The sequence below is a fragment of the Haloferax sp. SDI50 genome (assembly GCF_059802635.1).
Map to the genome: position 1 here is coordinate 427,193 of NZ_JBPULL010000002.1, position 17,485 is coordinate 444,677.

Annotated in this window: 14 protein-coding genes and 2 pseudogenes; 3 read left to right on the forward strand and 13 right to left on the reverse strand. The window is 60.3% G+C overall.

The window, feature by feature from the left end; all coding sequences use genetic code 11:
* The first annotated feature begins 718 nt into the window (after positions 1-718).
* A complete protein-coding gene (locus ACSR87_RS16790; protein ID WP_498531360.1) occupies positions 719-1,324 on the forward strand; it encodes a hypothetical protein in 606 nt (201 codons plus the stop codon).
* A gap of 98 nt (positions 1,325-1,422) precedes the next feature.
* Here ACSR87_RS16790 and ACSR87_RS16795 read toward each other — a convergent pair.
* The 10 genes and pseudogenes from ACSR87_RS16795 to ACSR87_RS16840 all read right to left on the reverse strand — a co-directional run bounded on the left by ACSR87_RS16795 (position 1,423) and on the right by ACSR87_RS16840 (position 13,070).
* Positions 1,423-2,709, reverse strand: a pseudogene (locus ACSR87_RS16795) (tyrosine-type recombinase/integrase).
* Positions 2,710-3,104: 395 nt separating this feature from the next.
* A pseudogene (locus ACSR87_RS16800) lies at positions 3,105-3,365 on the reverse strand (transposase); the annotation flags it as partial.
* Between the two features lie 774 nt (positions 3,366-4,139).
* A complete protein-coding gene (locus ACSR87_RS16805) occupies positions 4,140-5,783 on the reverse strand; it encodes a BCCT family transporter (protein WP_498531361.1) in 1,644 nt (547 codons plus the stop codon).
* 226 nt (positions 5,784-6,009) lie between these two features.
* Positions 6,010-6,768 (reverse strand): HpcH/HpaI aldolase family protein, encoded by a 759-nt coding sequence (locus ACSR87_RS16810; protein ID WP_498531362.1) that lies wholly within the window; start codon positions 6,766-6,768, stop codon positions 6,010-6,012.
* A gap of 151 nt (positions 6,769-6,919) precedes the next feature.
* On the reverse strand, positions 6,920-7,684 hold the full coding sequence (locus ACSR87_RS16815) for an IclR family transcriptional regulator (protein ID WP_498531363.1): 765 nt from the start codon (positions 7,682-7,684) through the stop codon (positions 6,920-6,922).
* A gap of 363 nt (positions 7,685-8,047) precedes the next feature.
* Positions 8,048-9,496 carry a 2,5-dioxovalerate dehydrogenase gene (gene xacF / locus ACSR87_RS16820; RefSeq protein ID WP_498531364.1) on the reverse strand — a complete coding sequence of 483 codons (1,449 nt, stop codon included), beginning with the start codon at positions 9,494-9,496 and terminating at the stop codon, positions 8,048-8,050.
* Positions 9,497-9,620: 124 nt separating this feature from the next.
* On the reverse strand, positions 9,621-10,067 hold the full coding sequence (locus ACSR87_RS16825; protein WP_089780658.1) for a universal stress protein: 447 nt from the start codon (positions 10,065-10,067) through the stop codon (positions 9,621-9,623).
* Positions 10,068-10,126: 59 nt separating this feature from the next.
* Entirely contained in the window at positions 10,127-10,537 is a 411-nt protein-coding gene (locus tag ACSR87_RS16830) for an EamA family transporter (RefSeq protein ID WP_042662600.1), read from the reverse strand.
* 341 nt (positions 10,538-10,878) lie between these two features.
* Positions 10,879-12,126 carry a saccharopine dehydrogenase family protein gene (locus tag ACSR87_RS16835; RefSeq protein WP_498531365.1) on the reverse strand — a complete coding sequence of 416 codons (1,248 nt, stop codon included), beginning with the start codon at positions 12,124-12,126 and terminating at the stop codon, positions 10,879-10,881.
* 137 nt (positions 12,127-12,263) lie between these two features.
* The gene (locus ACSR87_RS16840; protein ID WP_498531402.1) at positions 12,264-13,070 is read right to left on the reverse strand and encodes an aldo/keto reductase; all 807 of its coding nucleotides are present in this window, start codon (positions 13,068-13,070) and stop codon (positions 12,264-12,266) included.
* 137 nt (positions 13,071-13,207) lie between these two features.
* On the opposite strand from ACSR87_RS16840, the gene ACSR87_RS16845 reads away from it, so the two are divergent.
* Together ACSR87_RS16845 and ACSR87_RS16850 are read left to right on the forward strand one after the other, a co-directional pair.
* Positions 13,208-13,552, forward strand: coding sequence for a hypothetical protein (locus tag ACSR87_RS16845; RefSeq protein WP_498531366.1), 345 nt, complete (start codon positions 13,208-13,210; stop codon positions 13,550-13,552).
* A 202-nt stretch (positions 13,553-13,754) separates the two neighbouring features.
* Positions 13,755-14,936 (forward strand): MFS transporter, encoded by a 1,182-nt coding sequence (locus ACSR87_RS16850; protein WP_498531367.1) that lies wholly within the window; start codon positions 13,755-13,757, stop codon positions 14,934-14,936.
* A 101-nt stretch (positions 14,937-15,037) separates the two neighbouring features.
* Here ACSR87_RS16850 and ACSR87_RS16855 read toward each other — a convergent pair whose 3' ends face one another.
* The 3 genes from ACSR87_RS16855 to ACSR87_RS16865 are packed head-to-tail and all read right to left on the reverse strand — an operon-like array spanning position 15,038 to position 17,485.
* Positions 15,038-15,709 carry an ABC transporter permease gene (locus tag ACSR87_RS16855; RefSeq protein ID WP_498531368.1) on the reverse strand — a complete coding sequence of 224 codons (672 nt, stop codon included), beginning with the start codon at positions 15,707-15,709 and terminating at the stop codon, positions 15,038-15,040.
* Positions 15,702-16,739: an ABC transporter ATP-binding protein gene (locus tag ACSR87_RS16860; protein ID WP_498531369.1), complete on the reverse strand. Its 1,038-nt coding sequence runs from the start codon at positions 16,737-16,739 to the stop codon at positions 15,702-15,704. Before ACSR87_RS16860 ends, ACSR87_RS16855 begins: the two co-directional genes overlap by 8 nt.
* The gene (locus tag ACSR87_RS16865) at positions 16,736-17,485 is read right to left on the reverse strand and encodes an ABC transporter permease (protein WP_498531370.1); all 750 of its coding nucleotides are present in this window, start codon (positions 17,483-17,485) and stop codon (positions 16,736-16,738) included. Before ACSR87_RS16865 ends, ACSR87_RS16860 begins: the two co-directional genes overlap by 4 nt.

The following is a 17,485-nucleotide window of genomic DNA, read 5'->3' on the forward strand; positions in this document are numbered from 1 at the left end:
TTTCGTCAGTAATCATCGGGGCCTCGGGTTCCGTCGGCGCAGGACCGACCACCAATTCACTCTCACCTCTCTCGAAATTGTGTTCGTCCATTTGTCTTGTGACTCATCAGTATGGCATAACCCTAACTAGTTATCAATCACTCTAGTCCCGTACGCTATAATTGCTCAACAAGCTAGAGTGACTCTGTTGCCAATATTGACTCGCCTTAGCACTTATACCGGGGATGCTATATGAAAAGTTCAGAAAACAGTTATTTAATACCTTAGCAGGCATTCGTCTTTTATTATTCAAATTCTCGATATATCGTCGTGTAGGAGGTTGGTATTATATAAATTCATTGTATCACTCTATCGCAGCAGATTCCCCACCTGAACTCCTAAGTGGACTGTAATGGGACTGTATTGGAAGATATGTTCCGCTATCTTACTTATCCCGACATTGAGGCCCAAGCATTTATTATGAACCAGTAACTCAACTAGTCACAAGATAGGTTACCAGAAGCTCACGAAAGTGGAACCGAGGGCCCGATACCCGCGCCAACGGGTGCCGGGTTCCCCCGGCGGCACGAGCCCACAAGAACGTTTCCAATCAAACGCTTCTTTCGGGCGTTGATAAATCTGCCGCTGGTGAGATGCTTTACCCAACCCACAGGAGACAACTATCCCAATCAGCGATCTGATCGCGGAAGTTAGACTTGTAAACAGTGGACAGCCGAGTTTGGAAGACCAGGTGAGGGTCATCAAACTCATCGACGACGCAGTTCTTCCAGACGACCGAGACGGGTTCACCGAACGTGAACTCAAGGAGCTAGCAGACGAGCACGGATCCGTTTTCGACTGCGAACTCAAGACTGCGCTCACAAACCTCTGCTCGACTTCGGTCCCACAGACAGACGGTAAGGGCGAGACCAACGTCTTAACCCGGTGGTTCCCGCCTGGCCCCGAGACGTACGTTATCAGCGAACGGCTTGACGACGTCGTCAACGGCGAGTTCGAAGAAACCGTTGTCGATGACCGAGAGGCCCTTGTCGACCACATCCAAGACGACGATGCGCCCGATTCGGGTGACGAGCGAGCCGTCGCCGACGGTGGAGTAACCGTCCGTTCGGTCGTGAGCGAGGCGCTCGAGATTGACCCTGACGGTGTTGTTGACCACCTACGAGCCGGTGAACTAGGTGACCAGGTCGACCGAATCAACGGTGCGATCGATGGAATCGAGAACCACGATGAGGTCGACAGACGTGACACGTACGGACGAATCACGTTCCGGCACGTGGCGTATCGTTACTACTTCACAGAGGACGTCGCCGCGTACCTCCACTAGAGGCAAGCGGAGTACATCCCATTTTTCTGAGGCACACAGTTGTTACAGAGTCGCATGAATACACTCCTGCTCATCAGTATTAGGAAGGAAGGGTTGGGTCAGGATTCAAATGCCGCTTCCAACTTCTCGTACATCTTCCTCCGCCGAGCTTTCCGCTCTTGTTCCCTCGACAGATAGTTCCGAAGCACAACCTCCGTCGACGAACTTCCCTGGTCCTCAGCAACGCCCTCCAGTCCCTCAAGAACCTCACCAACAGCTTCCTGATACGCCGAGTACCAGAACCGACGTCCCATCTTTGGTGTCGGTGTCTCATCATCGACAATCACGCCAGCACGGTCAGCAAGTTGCTTGAATCGCCGCCGAACCGTACTCACGGACACATGACCTGTTGACGACGAGCGAGAGGGGAACAGATACCCGTTCCACGTCTCACGGTCAGAAAGCGAACCAACCCGACCGGCAACGATATCGACCCCATACAGCAACGTCACCTCTCCAGGTCCGTTCTTCCGCTCTCCATCACCGAACGACAGGTGGGGATCTTCTGCATCCAAAACCACTTGGTCCACGTGCAACGCGGCGACCTCGGAAGGCCGGAGTCCCCACCCAGCGAGCGCAACGACCAACAACTCTGCTTCCGGAGAGTCCGCCTCACGATAGATGCGTCGCACCTGCGACGCCGACAGCGCCTGTGGGTCTGGCTCACTGGCTTCCCAGCCGAACTCTTCACCGGCCTCGGCGAGTGGGTTGTATTTCGCGTACTTCCGGCGTTTCACGAACGCGTACCACACACTCTGGCGACGTGCAGGTACTCGAGCTTCGACCGATCAGTCGATAGCTCCTCGTCGAAGACGTCGAGGACGGCGAGACAGCGTTCTATCTCTCGTGGTTGCTGGTCTAACTCGGACAGTGGTTCGAGCAACGCATCTGTCTCGTGCAACTCTCGATACGTCCGAACCCACTTCGACAACCTCGTCCGGTGGGTCTCGACGGTACTCTTTGTACGTCCTCCACGGGTTTCTATCGACGTGAGATACGCTTCGAACGCGTTCACAGTGGCGTCGTGGTCGACGTTCCACTCCCACTCGTCTGAGTCTTCGTCTTCGAGGCCAACCACGTCGACGAAGAACTGTGTGGGCGTCAAATCGTGATGCTCGCGTAGCGCGTACGCGATACCACTGTATCCGTGTTCGGTGAGCCACTCGTAGGTCGGCACTTCGCGGTCCTCATCGAACCCATCTCGATATCGCTTCGGTGCGATGTCTTGCCAGTAGACGTCGGCGAGATCGTCGAGGCTCATCTGGGACCACTTGTACTTTTCTCGTCTCGTTCTTTGAAGCCGTATCTTCCGCGTCCAAACCCTTGGAGTCAGACTGCTGATTCACGCCTTCTCACCGGGGAGTAACCCGTTCGCTGCGTATTGGTGATTCTGAGTGCGAGATTTCCATTACTCTCCGACTTTCTTACATCTAGTTAATACTTTGGCTTATGGTGGAGTGGACCATACACAACCGTAATTAGTAAAATTAAGCAGTAGATTGCCGATAGTGTGGTATACTGCATTTCGCTATACAAAATTCTCGTGAGGACCGACCCCACAGTTTCGGAGGATGGGCAATTTTAGCGTTGATTTTCCACTGAGTTAGTCTAGATTACGGGGAAAGTGCGCTAGAAAACGTGCCAAATCCAGTTATAATCTGTGATTGTCAGAAATCATCCGAAGCATCTGCCCAGAAATAGTGCCACCGCTCACGAGGGGCAAGCCGGAGTGTTCGTTCACTTAGTCCGGCGGAAGCAGCGCCGAAGAGACCAACTCGACACACTCTCCAGCAGTCAAAATAGGAGCATAGTTCATCTCACCGTCAGCAGTAGCTTTCAACAGAAAGTCAGTGAGCCGCCAGATGTTATAGAGAAGCACTACGAACACGAAGTAGAATAATCGAACTCGATAATCCTTCGAGGAAGTCTTCGCGAGGAAATCATGCTTGATGCTCTTGTACTCGTTCTTGATCCGCCAGCGTCGGCTGTACCGACAAGTGAACGTCCCAGCAGCGCCCGACTCGGCTGAGAGATTGTAAAGACCGCTGTTCGTTTTTGTTTAGAATGAGCCAACCTCGGCAAACCAACTAAGACTATCAATTACTATGGCACTCGCTAGTATGACCCCGAGAACCGACGCTAGAAATACATTCAGAAGCGGATTGGAATGATCAATGTATGGGCCAATGGTAGCGTAGGTGCTGGCGGGAATCGTGACTACCGAGACGATGAAAATCTCCTGAGTATACCACTTGGATCTGTCAGTAGTTGCAAGCCTAGATACCACTAGAATTGCCAAGAGTCCTAGGGAGGGCCAACGTCCAAATCCCTGCCCCTGCCAGTTCGATAACCGGTGGCCATAGGATATCTGGACCGAGTGCAACGAACGAGATCCCCATTGCCAGGATAGCTGCGGAGAGGAGGGCCTCCACAGCTCTGCCATACTCGTGATATCGAGACTCAATACTCATATGAAGTATATAATAATTGAGGTCTATTCAATAACTGTTTTTTGGGCTATGAGGTGAGACGGCCCAACTCTTTACTTGACAAAACTTCTCTGGGAAATCTAGCGCGATAGTATTAAACAGATTCCGAGTTGTTCACGAGCAGTCATGACCGTGATGACTTCACCAGTCTCGGACAGTCGTCGACTATTCAAACGACATTCGGTCGTTGTTCGGTCGGTTCGTTCCCCGTTGGTGTGGAGAAACAATCGACCGAATCTGGGCGGAGTCCGGAACGACGTCAAATCGGATTCGGTATCGAAATTTGACTAATCACTGTCCGTGCTCTTGTCAGAATTACTTTGTGACTGTTTCGCCGACGAGACCCAGTTGACGAGCGTGTTCGACGACCCCCAGTCTTCCTCGCGCGTGAGTAGGACGGGACGGCTCTTCTCCAACTGGTATGCGAACCCGATCACGGTCATCAAGGCGAGAAGCGCCATCGGGAGCCCCGCGATAATCGTGAAGCTCTGGAGGATCCCGACACCGCCGATTATCAGGAGTAGCGACGTGAGAAGCCCAATGATCACGCCCCAGACGAACCGGTTGGCGATCGACGGATGCTGTGTTCCCCCGCTGGTGGTGAGGATAGCCAAGCTAATCGTCGCGGAGTCGATGGTCGTGATGAGGAACGTGAACACCAGCAGTAAGAACAGTACGACGAACAGTTCCCCGAACGGCAGTTGCGCCAGAATCGGATACGTAGCGACCGAGATTCCGTAGGAATCGATGATAGACAGCAGGTCGACCTGCCCCGAATGCTGGAGCAGCATGGAGTAGCCGCCCATGGTGACGAACCACGGCAGCGTCGCGGCGGTTCCGCCGACCATCGCACCGAAGATGACCTGTTTGAGTGTCCGACCACGACTGATCCGCGCGATGAAGATACCGGTCATCGGGGCGAAGCTAATCCACCACGCCCAGTAGAACACCGTCCAGGAACCGACCCACGACTGCCCGCCGCCCACGTTGACGTACAGCGACATATCGACGAAGTTCGCGATGTACTTCCCCATGCCCGCGGTCCCGAGGTTGAATATCGACGCGAACGGTGAGAAGACGAGAATGCAGACGAGGATGAACAGGAAGAGTATCACGTTGAACGTGGACACTCGCTTTATTCCCTTTTCGATTCCCAGCACGGCCGAAGCGGTATATCCGACCGTCAGCCCCGTCACGAGGGCGATGATCCCGAAGTCACCGACCGACACGCCGTAGTTGTACGAGAGGCCGGTGATGAACTGCTGGGCGGCGAGGCCGACGGTGACGGTCGCGCCGCCAGCCGCGGCGACCACGGCGATGATGTCGACGACTTTCAGCCAAGTCTTATCCAAGTTGTTCACGCCCAGGAAGGGGGCGAACACGGACGATGGCTTCATCGGTGCGTCCTTGCGGTGGACGTAGTACGCGAGTGGGACCGACAGTATCATGTGATTGACCCACGGCGAGATGCCCCAGTGGAACATCGTGTACTGCATCGCGCCAATCATCGCGCCGACCGATTGAGGCTGCGCGTTCACGAGCGGGGGGACAGTCTCGTAGTGAGACAGCGTCTCTGCGGCCCCCCAGAACACGATGCCCGCGCCGAACGTCGCCGCGAACACCATCATGATGTACGAACCGTAGCTGAACTCCGGTGACTCTTCCGGCTTGCCTAATTTAATCTCCCCCCACGGGCTGATCATCACGAACAGGAAGAATATCACGAGCGCGAAGATCAGCGCCTGGAAGTACCACGAGAGGTTCGTCGTGATGACCTCGTTGACGTTGCCAATCACGGTGCTCGACGCTTTCGGGTAAAAGGCTAACGCTGAGACGAGAACGCCCGTTAGGAAGACCCCGATCACGAACACGGGGGTGTCGATCTCGTCGTACAGGTTGGCGATCTCATCGCGGATTGGTGAGCCTGTCATTGGAATAGTTACGTCCGGGTGATGTTACTGCGCGCTGGCCCGAGTCGGTAGAACGTCTTCTGCGTCTCCGCGACTCGGAGACGGAGTATACGTTCCGCAGTTCCCACAAACTGCCTGTTAATACCTGACATACACTATGTGTGGTCAATCTTTATATATTTAAATCATTTGGATTTCTGCTCAAATTGGCAGTCGCGCACAGCGGTCGCCGCCGCGTCGAGACCGCTCAGCGCTCGACTGCGCCGGCCAGCTCCGCGAAGGCGTCGCGGAGGACGGGGGCGTCCTCGGCGAGCGTGACGTACTGAACACCCGTCTCGAGCCATCTTTCTGCCTGCGTTGGCGTGTCGGCGTACGTTCCCACGACCGTGCCTGAGTCCTTGGCCTTGCGGACGACGGACCGCATCGTCTCGACGACGTCATCGTGCTGCACGTCGCCGGGGACGCCCAGCGACTGCGAGAGGTCGTACGGTCCCAGAAAGAGGACGTCGATGCCGTCGACGTCGAGGATGGAATCGATGTTCTCGACCGCTTTAACGCCCTCTACCTGCAACGCCAGCACAGTCTCTTCGTTCTGCGTCGATTCGAACTCGGGTCCCCCCTCGTACGTTCCGGCGCGGCCGTAAGGCGAGAGCCCGCGCTCACCTACCGGGTGGAACTTGGCCGCGTTCACCGCGCGTCGAGCGTCGTCCGCGGTTTCCACCTGCGGGACCTGCACGCCGTCGGCGCCGACGTCCAGGGCCCGCTGGATTTCGCCCGGCGCGTTCTCCCGGACTCTGACGACCGCCGACCCACCCTGCGACTGCGCGCCGGCACAGGCGCGCATGGTCGACTGAGCGGTGGCGGGGCCGTGTTCTTGATCGATGACGACGAAGTCGAACCCCGCCACGGTCGCGATTTCGGAGACCATCATCGAGTTCACGATCTGAAACGTGCCGAGGACGGAATCACCGTCTACGATCCGCTCGCGGAGAGAGTTTTCATCCATATCGGGGACGTTTCGAGGGGCGAAGTATCAATCTGCCGCTGGCCGTACCGCACCCGAAATTTCGTGTGATAGAACGCGGTTCGGGGCACGGGGCGCTCCGCTCGTCGCCTTCGAGCGCGCCCGAGGGAGCGACGAACGGTAGGCCCGCGCGTCAGTAATCGCGGAGGTTCAACTCGATCCGGTTTCTGACCCGCTTGAGGCGCGTGGGAAGCTCCGTCGTTAACCGCTCACCGACGACCTCCGTCGCGGGCCCCGACGCGCTCAGCGCCCCGATAACCTTGTCATCGTCGTTCAGGACCGGAACCCCGACACACCGCAGCCCCTGTCCGTACTCCTCGTCGTCTACCGAGTATCCTTGTTCTCGTATCTCGGCTAACTCCGAGCGGAGCGTCTCGTGGTCCGTTATCGTGTTTTCCGACCGCTTCGGAAGGCCGTGTTGGTCGAGAATCGATTCGACCCGGCGCTCCGGCAAGTGCGCGAGAATCGCCTTTCCAGTGGCGGTGCAGTGTAGCTCGTGGACCTCGCCGGCTCGCGTCGACAGGCGGATGCGGTCATCGCCTCTCGTCCGGTAGAGGTACACTCCCTTCCCCCGGTCCTCGACGCTGATGTTGACGAGTAGTCCGGTCTCCCGAGAGAGCTCGTCGGCGTGCGGCCGAGCGACCCCGTATATCTCCGTGTTCATGCGGGCGCTCTCGCCGAGTTCCAGAAACCGGAGGCTGAGTTCGTAGCCCCGCTCGCCGTCGACCACGTAGCCGTGTTCGCGGAGCGTGCTCAGATGGTTGTGAGCCGTACTCTTCGAGACTCCCGCGTACGTGGCCACGTCGCTGACGCTCGGGGCCGTCCGCGCTTCCAGCGCCTCGAGTATCGCCAGCAGCGTTTCGTCCGACCGTATCGGCCGGGTCGCTTTCTCGGTCATGTGACTCCTACCGCGTCCAGCCCATAGAATGTTTCTCCCAACCGATAATCGTTCAGTGTGGTCGAACGCTCGTTTGAAAAATTATGGACGCCTTTGGTGACGGTTTGTGACACCGCTGGTGGACTGTTGTTTTGGTACGGATGTGTTTTACAGACATATGCTTGTAATGTATTTGGCGGGCAAACGACCGCTCAGCAGGCACGAATGCGTTCGATGTCATAGAACGCCCCGTCGAAGTCTCGTGGTCTCGTCGTGTTAGTACCCTGTCGAATGTTGGCGCGACACTCTGGAACACTGACGCGACGCTCTACGTGGTCGGGAAAAAAGCAAAAAAGTGCGGGGCGCGTGAACCCGGAACCGGGCTCAGTAGTTGAGGTACACTGTCTTCGACGTCGTGAAGAAGTCGAGGCCAGCGTCACCCTGCTCGCGCCACGTCTCGCTTGACGACGACTTCATGCCGCCGAAGGGCACGTGGAGTTCGAGACCAGTCGTCTTCTCGTTGACCTTGACGACGCCGGCTTCGACGTCGTCGGCGAACTGATGGGCCTCGCTGAGGTCTTGCGTGACGATACTGGCGGAGAGCCCGTATTTCGTGTCGTTGGCGAGCGTCACCGCTTCCTCGTAAGAACTCGCGGGGATGACACCCACGACCGGCCCGAAAATCTCTTCCTGTGCGATGCGCATCTCGCTGGAGACGTCCGAGAAGACCGTCGGCTCGACGAAGTAGCCCGACTCGTGGCGCGGTGCTTCGGGGACGGACCCACCGGTTTCGAGGGTCGCACCCTCCGAGACGCCGACGTCGACGTAGTCCAGCGTGCCTTCGAGCTCGGATTTACTGACGTGCGGCCCCATGTCGTAGCCGTCCAGCGCTGGTCCGATGGTGATGTCCTCCGCAGCGGCCACGAGTTCGTCGACGAACTCGTCGTAGACGTCTTCGTGGACGATAGCTCGGGACGCCGCAGTACAGGCCTGTCCGGTTCCGCCGAACGCGCCGCCGGAGACGATTTCCGCGGCGGTACTGACGTCGGCGCTCGGCATCACGACCGTCGGGTTCTTCCCACCCATCTCGAGTTGGATGCGCTTGCCGTCCGCCGCGGCCGTCTCGCCGACCTGCTGTCCCACGACCGTGCTCCCGGTGAAGGAAATCGCGTCGATATCGTCGTGGGTCGTGAGCGTGCCGCCGACCTCGCTGCCCGACCCGGTGATGACGTTGAGCACGCCGTCCGGAAGGCCGGCTTCGTCGAGGCACTTGGCCACTTCGTGTGCGACGGCGGGGGCTCGGGACGCGGGCTTGAGAACGACGGTGTTGCCGGTGACGAGCGCGGGGGCGAGCTTCCACGTCGGGATGGCGATGGGGTAGTTCCACGGCGTAATCAACCCGACCGTGCCCAGCGGCTCGGTCTTGGTTTCGAGGCGCGTGTCCTGTGAACTCGACGCTTTGACCTCGCCACCCAGGTCCAGCGCCTTCTCGGCGAAGTAGTACAGGATACCGACGGCCCGGCCGACTTCGCCCGTCGCCTCGGGGAGTGCTTTTCCTTCCTCCCGAGCGAGGAGTTCGGCGACCTCGTCGGACCGCGATTCGAGACGCGACGCGGCGCGGCGGAGAATCGCACCGCGCTCGGGCGCTGGGGTGTCTTCCCACGCCGCTTGAGCCGCGACCGCGGCATCGACCGCGTCTCGGGTGTCGTCGGCCGTCGACGACGGGAACTCGCCGATTACGTCGTCCGGGTCCGCGGGGTTCCGCACCTCGAACGTCTCGCCTGATTCAGAGCCTGTCCACTTGCCGTTACAGTAGTTATTGAACACCGGCATGTACTCTCATCCACAGAACCCTCATTATAATATCTGTCGGTCTCGTCAATACGGGCGCCGTCGCGGCCGTTCGCGGTCACCCTCTCTCACGGTCACGCCGGCGGTTTCGGAGTGGCGCGTACCGCTACTGGGAACTCGTTGGGACGTTGAGCACCGGTACTTCGGAACTGAGCATCACGCGCTGCGTGACGCTTCCGAACAGGGCCTTCCCCGTCGGCGACCTGCGTCGTCCCCCGACGACGATGTATCGGGTGTCGACGCTGTCGGCGTACGTCGTGATCTGTTCCGCCGGGTCGCCGACGCGGACGACGTTCTCGATCTCCGCTGTGTCGTGTTCGAGTTCTGCGTTCGCCGCCGCGCGCTCGATAATCTCGGCTCCGACGCGTCTGACTTCGCGGTTCTCGGTAACCGCCTGCCCCTCGACCTCCTTTTCGAGGGTGTCAACGAGATCCGTGCGCTGGAGCACGTGAAGCGAGTGAAGCGGTTCGCCGAGGTCCGCGGCGAGCGCCGATGCCCGCGCGAGAACGGTTGCTGCTCGGTTCGAGTCGTCGACTGCGGCTACGACCGTCATATCTCACGTATGAACGTCGGACAACAAATTTCCTTGGGAGGCGGTATGCTCCGCATCGCCTACTGTGCGAGCAGTATCACCGCGCCGACCGCCAGCGCGATGCCCGCGATTTTGACCTGCCCGAGCGACTCCTCCAGAAAGACGACCGCGAGGAGGGTCGTCCCGAGGAGGTACATCCCGCTGATGCTCGTCGCGACGGCGGCGGAGCCCTGACTGAGCGCGAGGTAGTAGCTGATCGTTCCGAGTCCGAGGAACAGTCCTCCCGCGAGCGCGAACCCGATTCCTCTCGTGGAGACGACGACCGGGCCGCCGCGCCACAGGAGATACGAGGCGGCGGCCGTGAGCCCGGCGACGTACGTGTAGATGACGGCTTGCTCCGCCGGCAGTGACTTCGTTGCGACCTTGGCGAGAAACGCCCAGCCCGCGTAGAGCGCCATCGACCCGAACGCGAAGATAACTGTCTTCGACATAGCGTGCGTTACCCGTATATCAGGGACAACCGGTATTGGTTCTCTGGCTGTCCGTGACGGAACTCACCCGGAAGAAAGCCTGCTCACGTCCCTCTCTCCCCCTCGCTCGGCCGGCGGCCGAGGAACGCGTCACTCGTCGGGTCAATCCGACCCCCGGGGGAGGTAGTACCCGCACGTTCTACAGACGAACTCGCTGTCGTGGTACGTCTCGACGGCGACGAGGGTTTCGTCGCAGTTTGGACATCGCATACAGGTCCACGTCGTTTCGACAGTATGTTAAATCTTTATACGACAAATGTCGAATTAAGAGGGACAGCGACCGATACTCTCGGCGCGTTCGCTTACGTGGACGTCGCGGCCTGCTTAGGCGGCGTCTGTTCTTCGGTCAGCTCGAAGCCGCGCGCTTCCATCATCTCGAAGTATCGGTCGGCGTCCATGCCGCTCGTCTCGGTCACGAAGATACCGTTCTTGTCCACGGCATCCTCGGCCATGAGCTGAAGCGTCACCGACAGCGGCACGCCGACGTAGCAGCCGTACTCTCGCATCATCGAGATTTCGTTGCCGTCGAAGAACGGGAACGGTTGTTCGAAGTGGTAGACTGCGGTCCCTACTTCTCCGCCCGCCGTCCCCGTGACCTCCGACGAGAGAATCGTCTGTGGCGTCCACTCCGTCTCGCTGGAGAGTTCCTCGGGAGCTTGCCACTCGGCGTCTCGCTGTTGGCCGGCGCGCTTGACTTGCGACTGGGCGACTTCGAGGGGGTCGACGGTCTCGCCTTCGACCTCGATGGGGTCGGCGTCGAACGCGTCCATCGCGTGGAGCGTCCGCTCGTATTCGGTCCACTCGTCGTGCCAGACGCCGCGGGTGATGATTCGGTCGACGTTCGTCTCCTGTGCGATGGGTGCCTTCGGGAACGTGATGGGTTCGGGATGGGAGATGACGTACGTCTCCTGTTCCCCGATGGGGCCGGGGAACTCGAACGTCCGCTCCTGAGAGAACGGCGGGAGGTCGTTGATGACCGCTCCGTCTTCCCAGCGGGCCCGCTCGTCGACGTTCGGGTCGTGTTCGTAGGTAACGGTGTCGGTGAGGCCGGCGGTCGTCTGGCTGAGGAGCCGCCACATCCCCCAGTAGAAGTTCACGTCCTCGACGTCGTCGAACTCGCCGCAGCCGACCATGCCGAGCGCGATTGTGCTGACGAGGCCACCATTCGCGAACCACAGCGCACAGCCCGCCTCAGCGAACTCGTCGGACCGGCTGAGTACGGCGTCGAAGTCGAAGGCGTTCAGGTCGACACCGGTGAGGTCGCCGACCTCGACGATGGCGTCGAGGACGTTCTCTTCGAACTGGTACGGGAGCCCGTTCACCACGTATGCCGCGTCGTCGAGGACGCGGGCGATGTCGTCTGCGCTCGTCGCGTCCACGGGTTCGAACGTGACGCGGTCGTCGTCGATTAGTTCGACGAGCCGACGGGCGTTCTTCTCGTCAGCGTCCGCGACGACGATTTCATCGAAGTCGCTGGTTTGGTACAGGTCGTACACGCAGGCGGAGGTCATCGCTCCGGAACCGCCAAGGACTACGGTCTTGCCGCTCATAATACAGTAGGATATGCATGATTAACCGACTTAATTCTATGGGGTATCGGTCCGCCGCAGTCCGCGCCTCCTACAGACCGGAACCCGACCCCCCGTGAATTGGCGAAAGCCACCCGCTGGTCGTCTCGAAGGCCCCGTTACACTTCTTCCCAGGGCATCGGCTCGTCGTGAATCATCAGACTCGACTCGCGCGTGACGGTCCGTCTCTCCTCGTTGATGGCGTCGATTTCGGCGATGTCTTCGGCTGCGAGTTCTAACTCTTTGGCAGCCCAGTTGTCCGCGACGTGGTCGCCTGTCGCCTTTGGAATGGCCGCGACCCGGTCTTTGCTCAGCAGCCAAGCCAGACTCACCCGCGTCGGTGTCGCGTCGTACTTGTCGGCGATATCGACGAGCGTCGGCACCTCCAGCACATCGCCTCCGATGAGCGGCCGATACGCGACCAGCCAGTAGTCGTGTCGCTGGGCGTGTTCGAGGAGATGCTGTTGCTGCAGGAGCGGATGCATCTCGACCTGATGGGCGAAGACGGGAGCGTCGAGAGCCCCCATCGCCTCGTCGAGCATCGGTATCGAGTAATTGCTGAGACCGACGTTGTCGATGAGTCCCTGTTCGTACAGCTCCGTGAACGCCGCCATCGTCTCTTCGACGTCGTAGGCCTTCAGTGGATAGTGGACGTACAGCAGGTCGATGGTCTCGACGCCGAGCGCGTCCAGGCTCTCCTTCGTGCTTTCGAGCACGCGGTCGTAGCTGAGGTTGCTCGGCCGGACCTTCGTCGCGACGAACACCTCTTCGCGCGGAACGTCCGACCGTCGGATGGCTTCACCGACGTACTCCTCCGTACCGTACTGCTGTGCAGTGTCTACGTATCGATACCCCTCGTCGAGCGCGGTGAGAACGCTGTCGATGCACTGCTGTCGCTGGTCCGGGTACCAGGTTCCGATACCCATCTCAAACGTGCTACTGTGACTCACGACGCTAACTACCAACGAGCAAGGTATAACGCTTTGCCCCTCGGAAGCACCTGACTCCGACCAAGTCGGGACCGAGGCGAAGTTTCTTTGCGGTTGCTTGACGAGGTGTGAGTATGACCGACAGTTTTGACACAGACCGCCCTGACGACGTTCCGCCGTGGTGGGACGAGAACGTGGAGATTCGCGAGGAACTCGACCTCCCGGGCTATGACGCACCGAAGTTCGAAGACGACGTCTACGTCCACACGGTCGTCGAGGAGCTCGAAGCGAGCCACAGCTGCAATATCCGGCTCGTCGACCCGTCGCCGTCGAAACTGAGCACGTGGCAGATACGGCTCGACGGCGAACCAATTGAGTCGGTCCACCGGTCGCGCGACAGTAGCGCGAACACCGTCTTCTCTGTCACGTCATCGGCGTTCAAATCGCTCGTCAAGGACGCGGTCGCCGAGCGAGAGTGACCGCGCGTCTTACTCGGCAATTTTAATTGCCAGCGCCGTGGACCGTGACATAACACGCTGCAAGCAGCGCCCGAGACGGTCGCTCGTCTCGTCACGCTCCGGGTGGAGTTCCTACCGCGGCGCGGGTCGCCTCCCCGACCGTGCGAGCAGTTAGCTTCCCGCCCCGACGACCGAGATTCACCCGACGACTCACCCAGACACCATGACACTCCCACACCAATGCCTAGAGACGTTTCGCGGTTACAACGGCAGACAACTGAACCTCCACGCGCTCGGTATCGTCGTATCGCTCTCCGGTCTGCTCGTCGTCGCACCGATGCTCCCGGAGATAATCGACTACTTCGGGGTCAGCGCGGCCGAGGCCGGCGTGTCCATCTCGTTCATGTGGGCGTGCAACGCCGTCGCGCAGTTCCCCGGCGGTCGGTACTCCGACCGCCTCTCTGCCGGCGTCGTGTTGCTCGGCAGTCAGGGCGTAATGATTCTCGGATTCCTCGTCTTGGCGGCGGCGACGACGTTCCTGGTGTTCGTCGCGGGGCTCGGCCTCATCGGCGCGGGCTACGGGCTGTTCGAACCCGCCGGATTCGTCCTGCTACAGACTCACTTCGAGGAGAACCGCGGGCGAGCTTTCGGTATCCGAGACGCGGCCGTCAACCTCGGAAGCGCGCTGTCGGCGGTGCTCGCGGTCGCCATCGTCGGGACGTTCTCGTGGCGAGACGCGTTCGTTCCGGTGGTCGTATTGCTGGCGCTCGTCGGCGCTGGCACGCACAGACTCAACCGCGGCGAGTTCGCCGTCTCGCGCGTGGCGCTCGACCCCAAAGCGGTGTGCTCTCGGCTCTTTCGGGAGCGCGAGACGTACGCCGTCCTCGTCGTCATGTCCATCTCGATGTTCCTCTGGCAGGGCAGCGCGAGTTTCCTCCCGGCGTATCTGCAGGCGGTGAAGTCCTTCTCGTCGTTCGAGGCGACGGTCGCCTTCGCGAGCATGTTCGTCGTCGGCATGGTGGTGACGCCCGTCGCCGGCGCGCTCAGCGACGCGTGGTCTCCCACCGGGATGGGCGTCGCCGCGATGGGATTCGGTGTCGTCGGGCTCTCGACGCTCGTACTCGTCGACACCCCCGTCGGCGTCGGGCTCGGACTCGTCGCTTACGCCGTCGCCATCACCGCCATCTGGCCGGTCATGTACGTCTATCTCAGCGACGTGCTGGCGACGGAGACGATCGGCGGCGACCTCGGCGTCCTCAGAACGGTGTACTTCGCCGTCGGCAGTCTCGGCCCCGCGTACATCGGGACCGCCGCCACGCGACTGGGCTACACGTCGGCGTTCGCGAGCCTGCTCGTCGGCTTCGGGCTTGCAGCGATACCGCTGGTGTGGCTCGGACGACGCTGATTCGAAACGGTTCGTCGGCTGTGTCGTGTCGCTGCCAACGATGCGGTGACAAGAGGGTACGAGGGGCAACCGTATCGGAGACTCGTTTGACTGGTGTCGGTTCAGGCTTCCGCGGCTGGACCGCCGCTTTGCGTGGTCTGTGTGTCGAGGTTCCGCTCGGCAACACCGAGAATTGTGTCGAGCGAAATTGCCAACACCGCGCCGGGAATCGCGCCGGCGAGAATCTGGGGCGTGTTGAACAGTTGGATGCCGGTGACGACCCAGTCACCGAGTCCCCCGGCACCGATGAAGATGGCGAGGTACGCCGTTCCGACGTTCATCACGGTGCTGGTCCTGATGCCGGCGAAGATGACTGGGACGGCCAACGGGAGTTGGATCTGACGGAGGATTTCGCGGTCGGTCATACCCATCCCTTCCGCCGCTCGGATGGTTCCCTCGTCGACATCCTCGATGCCGGCGATGGTGTTCGTGATGATGGGCAACAGCGCGTACACCCACATCGCGAGCAACGCCGAGTTGAAGCCGATGCCGACGAACGGGAAGACGAGCGCAATGACGGCCAGCGGCGGGACCGTCTGGGAGATGTTCCCCGACGAGAGGACCCATGTCTTCGCTCGCTCGTTTCGCGTCGCGAGGATACCTGCCGTCACCGCGACGACTATCGCACCGACCTGCGCGACGAGCACCAAGATGAGATGCTCGCGCAGCAGGTCGACGAACGTGTCGAAGTTGTTGAGCAGGTAGTTCGTCGCCTCGACGAGCAGGTTACTCATGCGTGAGTTCCTCCCGCGTTGGTCCGTTACTGTGGCGGAGGTGTTCGAGGGTCACCGTCCCGACGACGCTGTCGTCTCGGACGACCGGGAGGTCGTCGCAGTCGGATTCGAGCAGCACCGAGAGCGCCGTCTCGGCGCTTTGCCCGGCGGTGACGTACGGCGGCGTTCCCGCGCCGTCCGCCGCGGCGGCTTCGCACTCCGGGCGCTCCCGAGCCAGTTCGGAGACGGACTTCCCTACGAGCGAGTCGTCCGTGTCCATGATGTCTTCGACCGGCAGCACCTGCAGTTTCTTCAGGCCACGGTTCGACCCGATGAAGTCCTCGACGAACTCGTTCGCCGGGTTCTCGAGGATGTTCTCGGGCGTGTCGTATTGGACGACTTCGCCCACGTCGTAAATCGCGATTTTGTCACCCATCTTCAGCGCCTCGTCGATGTCGTGGGTGACGAACAGAATCGTGGTGTTGATCTGCTCTTGAATCTCGAGGAACTCGTCTTGGAGGTTGTCGCGGGTGATTGGGTCGAGCGCCCCGAACGGCTCGTCCATCAACATCAGGTCCGGGTCGGCCGCGAGGGCGCGGGCGACGCCGACACGCTGTCGCTGACCGCCGGACAGTTCCCGTGGGTAGTTCTCCCGGTACTGGTCCGGCGGGAGGTCCATGAGCGACAGGAGCTCGTCGACCCGGCTCTCGATGCGGTCTTCGTCCCAGCCTTTCAGCCGCGGGACCGTTCCCACGTTCTCCGCGACGGTCATGTGGTCGAACAGGCCGATGTCCTGGATGACGTAACCGATGCTTCGCCGAAGGCTCGTCTTCTCGACGTTCTGTACGTCTTCACCCTCGAACCGGACCGCTCCGTCGGTCGGGTCTTCGAGGCGGTTGACGAGCTTCATCGTGGTCGTCTTGCCGCAGCCCGACGGCCCGACGAGGACGGTCGTCGTCCCCGCTTCGACGCTGAAACTCACACCGTCGAGCGCCACTGTCTGCCCGTACTCTTTCCGAACGTTTTCGAACTCGATTGCGTGTTGACTCATGAGAGTATCCTCCAAATCGCGCGGGTCGGTCGTGCTTGGTCTATCTGCTCTCCGTTACGAAGTCTGAACAGCTGCTCGCTGACCGCGAAGCAGTAATCGAACGCCAGCGTCAGCACCACCAACACGACGGTCGTGACGACGATCATCGGGATGTTGCGCTCGCGGATGCCTTGGAAGATGAAATCCCCCAACCCGCCGGCTCCGACGAACGCCCCGATGGCGGCGACGCCGATGATGATGACGACGGCGTTTCGCAGTCCGGTCATGATGACCGGGAGCGCCATCGGAACCTGAATCTGTCGCAGGCGCTCGATACGGGTCATACCCAGCCCCCGACCGGACTGGATGACCGCGTCGTCGACACCGTTGAGCCCGACGTAGGTGTTCCTGACGAGCGGGAGCTGCGAGTATAACACCAGCGAGACGATGACCGGCGGTTCCCCGATTCCAAAGACGGGGATGAGCAGTCCGAACAGCGCGATGCTCGGGACGGTCATGGCGACGCCAGCCAGCCAGAGAACAACCGTGGCCGCGGTGTCGTTGAACGTTATCAGGACGCCGAGCGAGATACCGATGGGTATCGCGAGCAGCATCGAGATAGCGATGATATCAATGTGCTCCAGCGTCAACACGAGCAGGTCGCCGGCGTACCGGGAGACGAACGACTGGTACGCTCCGAGCGTGGAGTTCAACGTCACCGACGTGAGGACGGTGAGAGCCGCTTCGAGGGATGTCGTCGATGACAT

Bases quoted from the DNA above. Each gene is read 5' to 3' on its own strand.
- ACSR87_RS16805 (WP_498531361.1), bottom strand. From the start codon at position 5,783: ATGACAGGCTCACCAATCCGCGATGAGATCGCCAACCTGTACGACGAG.
- ACSR87_RS16810 (WP_498531362.1), bottom strand. From the start codon at position 6,768: ATGGATGAAAACTCTCTCCGCGAGCGGATCGTAGACGGTGATTCCGTC.
- ACSR87_RS16815 (WP_498531363.1), bottom strand. From the start codon at position 7,684: ATGACCGAGAAAGCGACCCGGCCGATACGGTCGGACGAAACGCTGCTG.
- xacF (WP_498531364.1), bottom strand. From the start codon at position 9,496: ATGCCGGTGTTCAATAACTACTGTAACGGCAAGTGGACAGGCTCTGAA.
- ACSR87_RS16825 (WP_089780658.1), bottom strand. From the start codon at position 10,067: ATGACGGTCGTAGCCGCAGTCGACGACTCGAACCGAGCAGCAACCGTT.
- ACSR87_RS16830 (WP_042662600.1), bottom strand. From the start codon at position 10,537: ATGTCGAAGACAGTTATCTTCGCGTTCGGGTCGATGGCGCTCTACGCG.
- ACSR87_RS16835 (WP_498531365.1), bottom strand. From the start codon at position 12,126: ATGAGCGGCAAGACCGTAGTCCTTGGCGGTTCCGGAGCGATGACCTCC.
- ACSR87_RS16840 (WP_498531402.1), bottom strand. From the start codon at position 13,070: ATGGGTATCGGAACCTGGTACCCGGACCAGCGACAGCAGTGCATCGAC.
- ACSR87_RS16845 (WP_498531366.1), top strand. From the start codon at position 13,208: ATGACCGACAGTTTTGACACAGACCGCCCTGACGACGTTCCGCCGTGG.
- ACSR87_RS16850 (WP_498531367.1), top strand. From the start codon at position 13,755: ATGACACTCCCACACCAATGCCTAGAGACGTTTCGCGGTTACAACGGC.
- ACSR87_RS16855 (WP_498531368.1), bottom strand. From the start codon at position 15,709: ATGAGTAACCTGCTCGTCGAGGCGACGAACTACCTGCTCAACAACTTC.
- ACSR87_RS16860 (WP_498531369.1), bottom strand. From the start codon at position 16,739: ATGAGTCAACACGCAATCGAGTTCGAAAACGTTCGGAAAGAGTACGGG.
- ACSR87_RS16865 (WP_498531370.1), bottom strand. From the start codon at position 17,485: ATGTCATCGACGACATCCCTCGAAGCGGCTCTCACCGTCCTCACGTCG.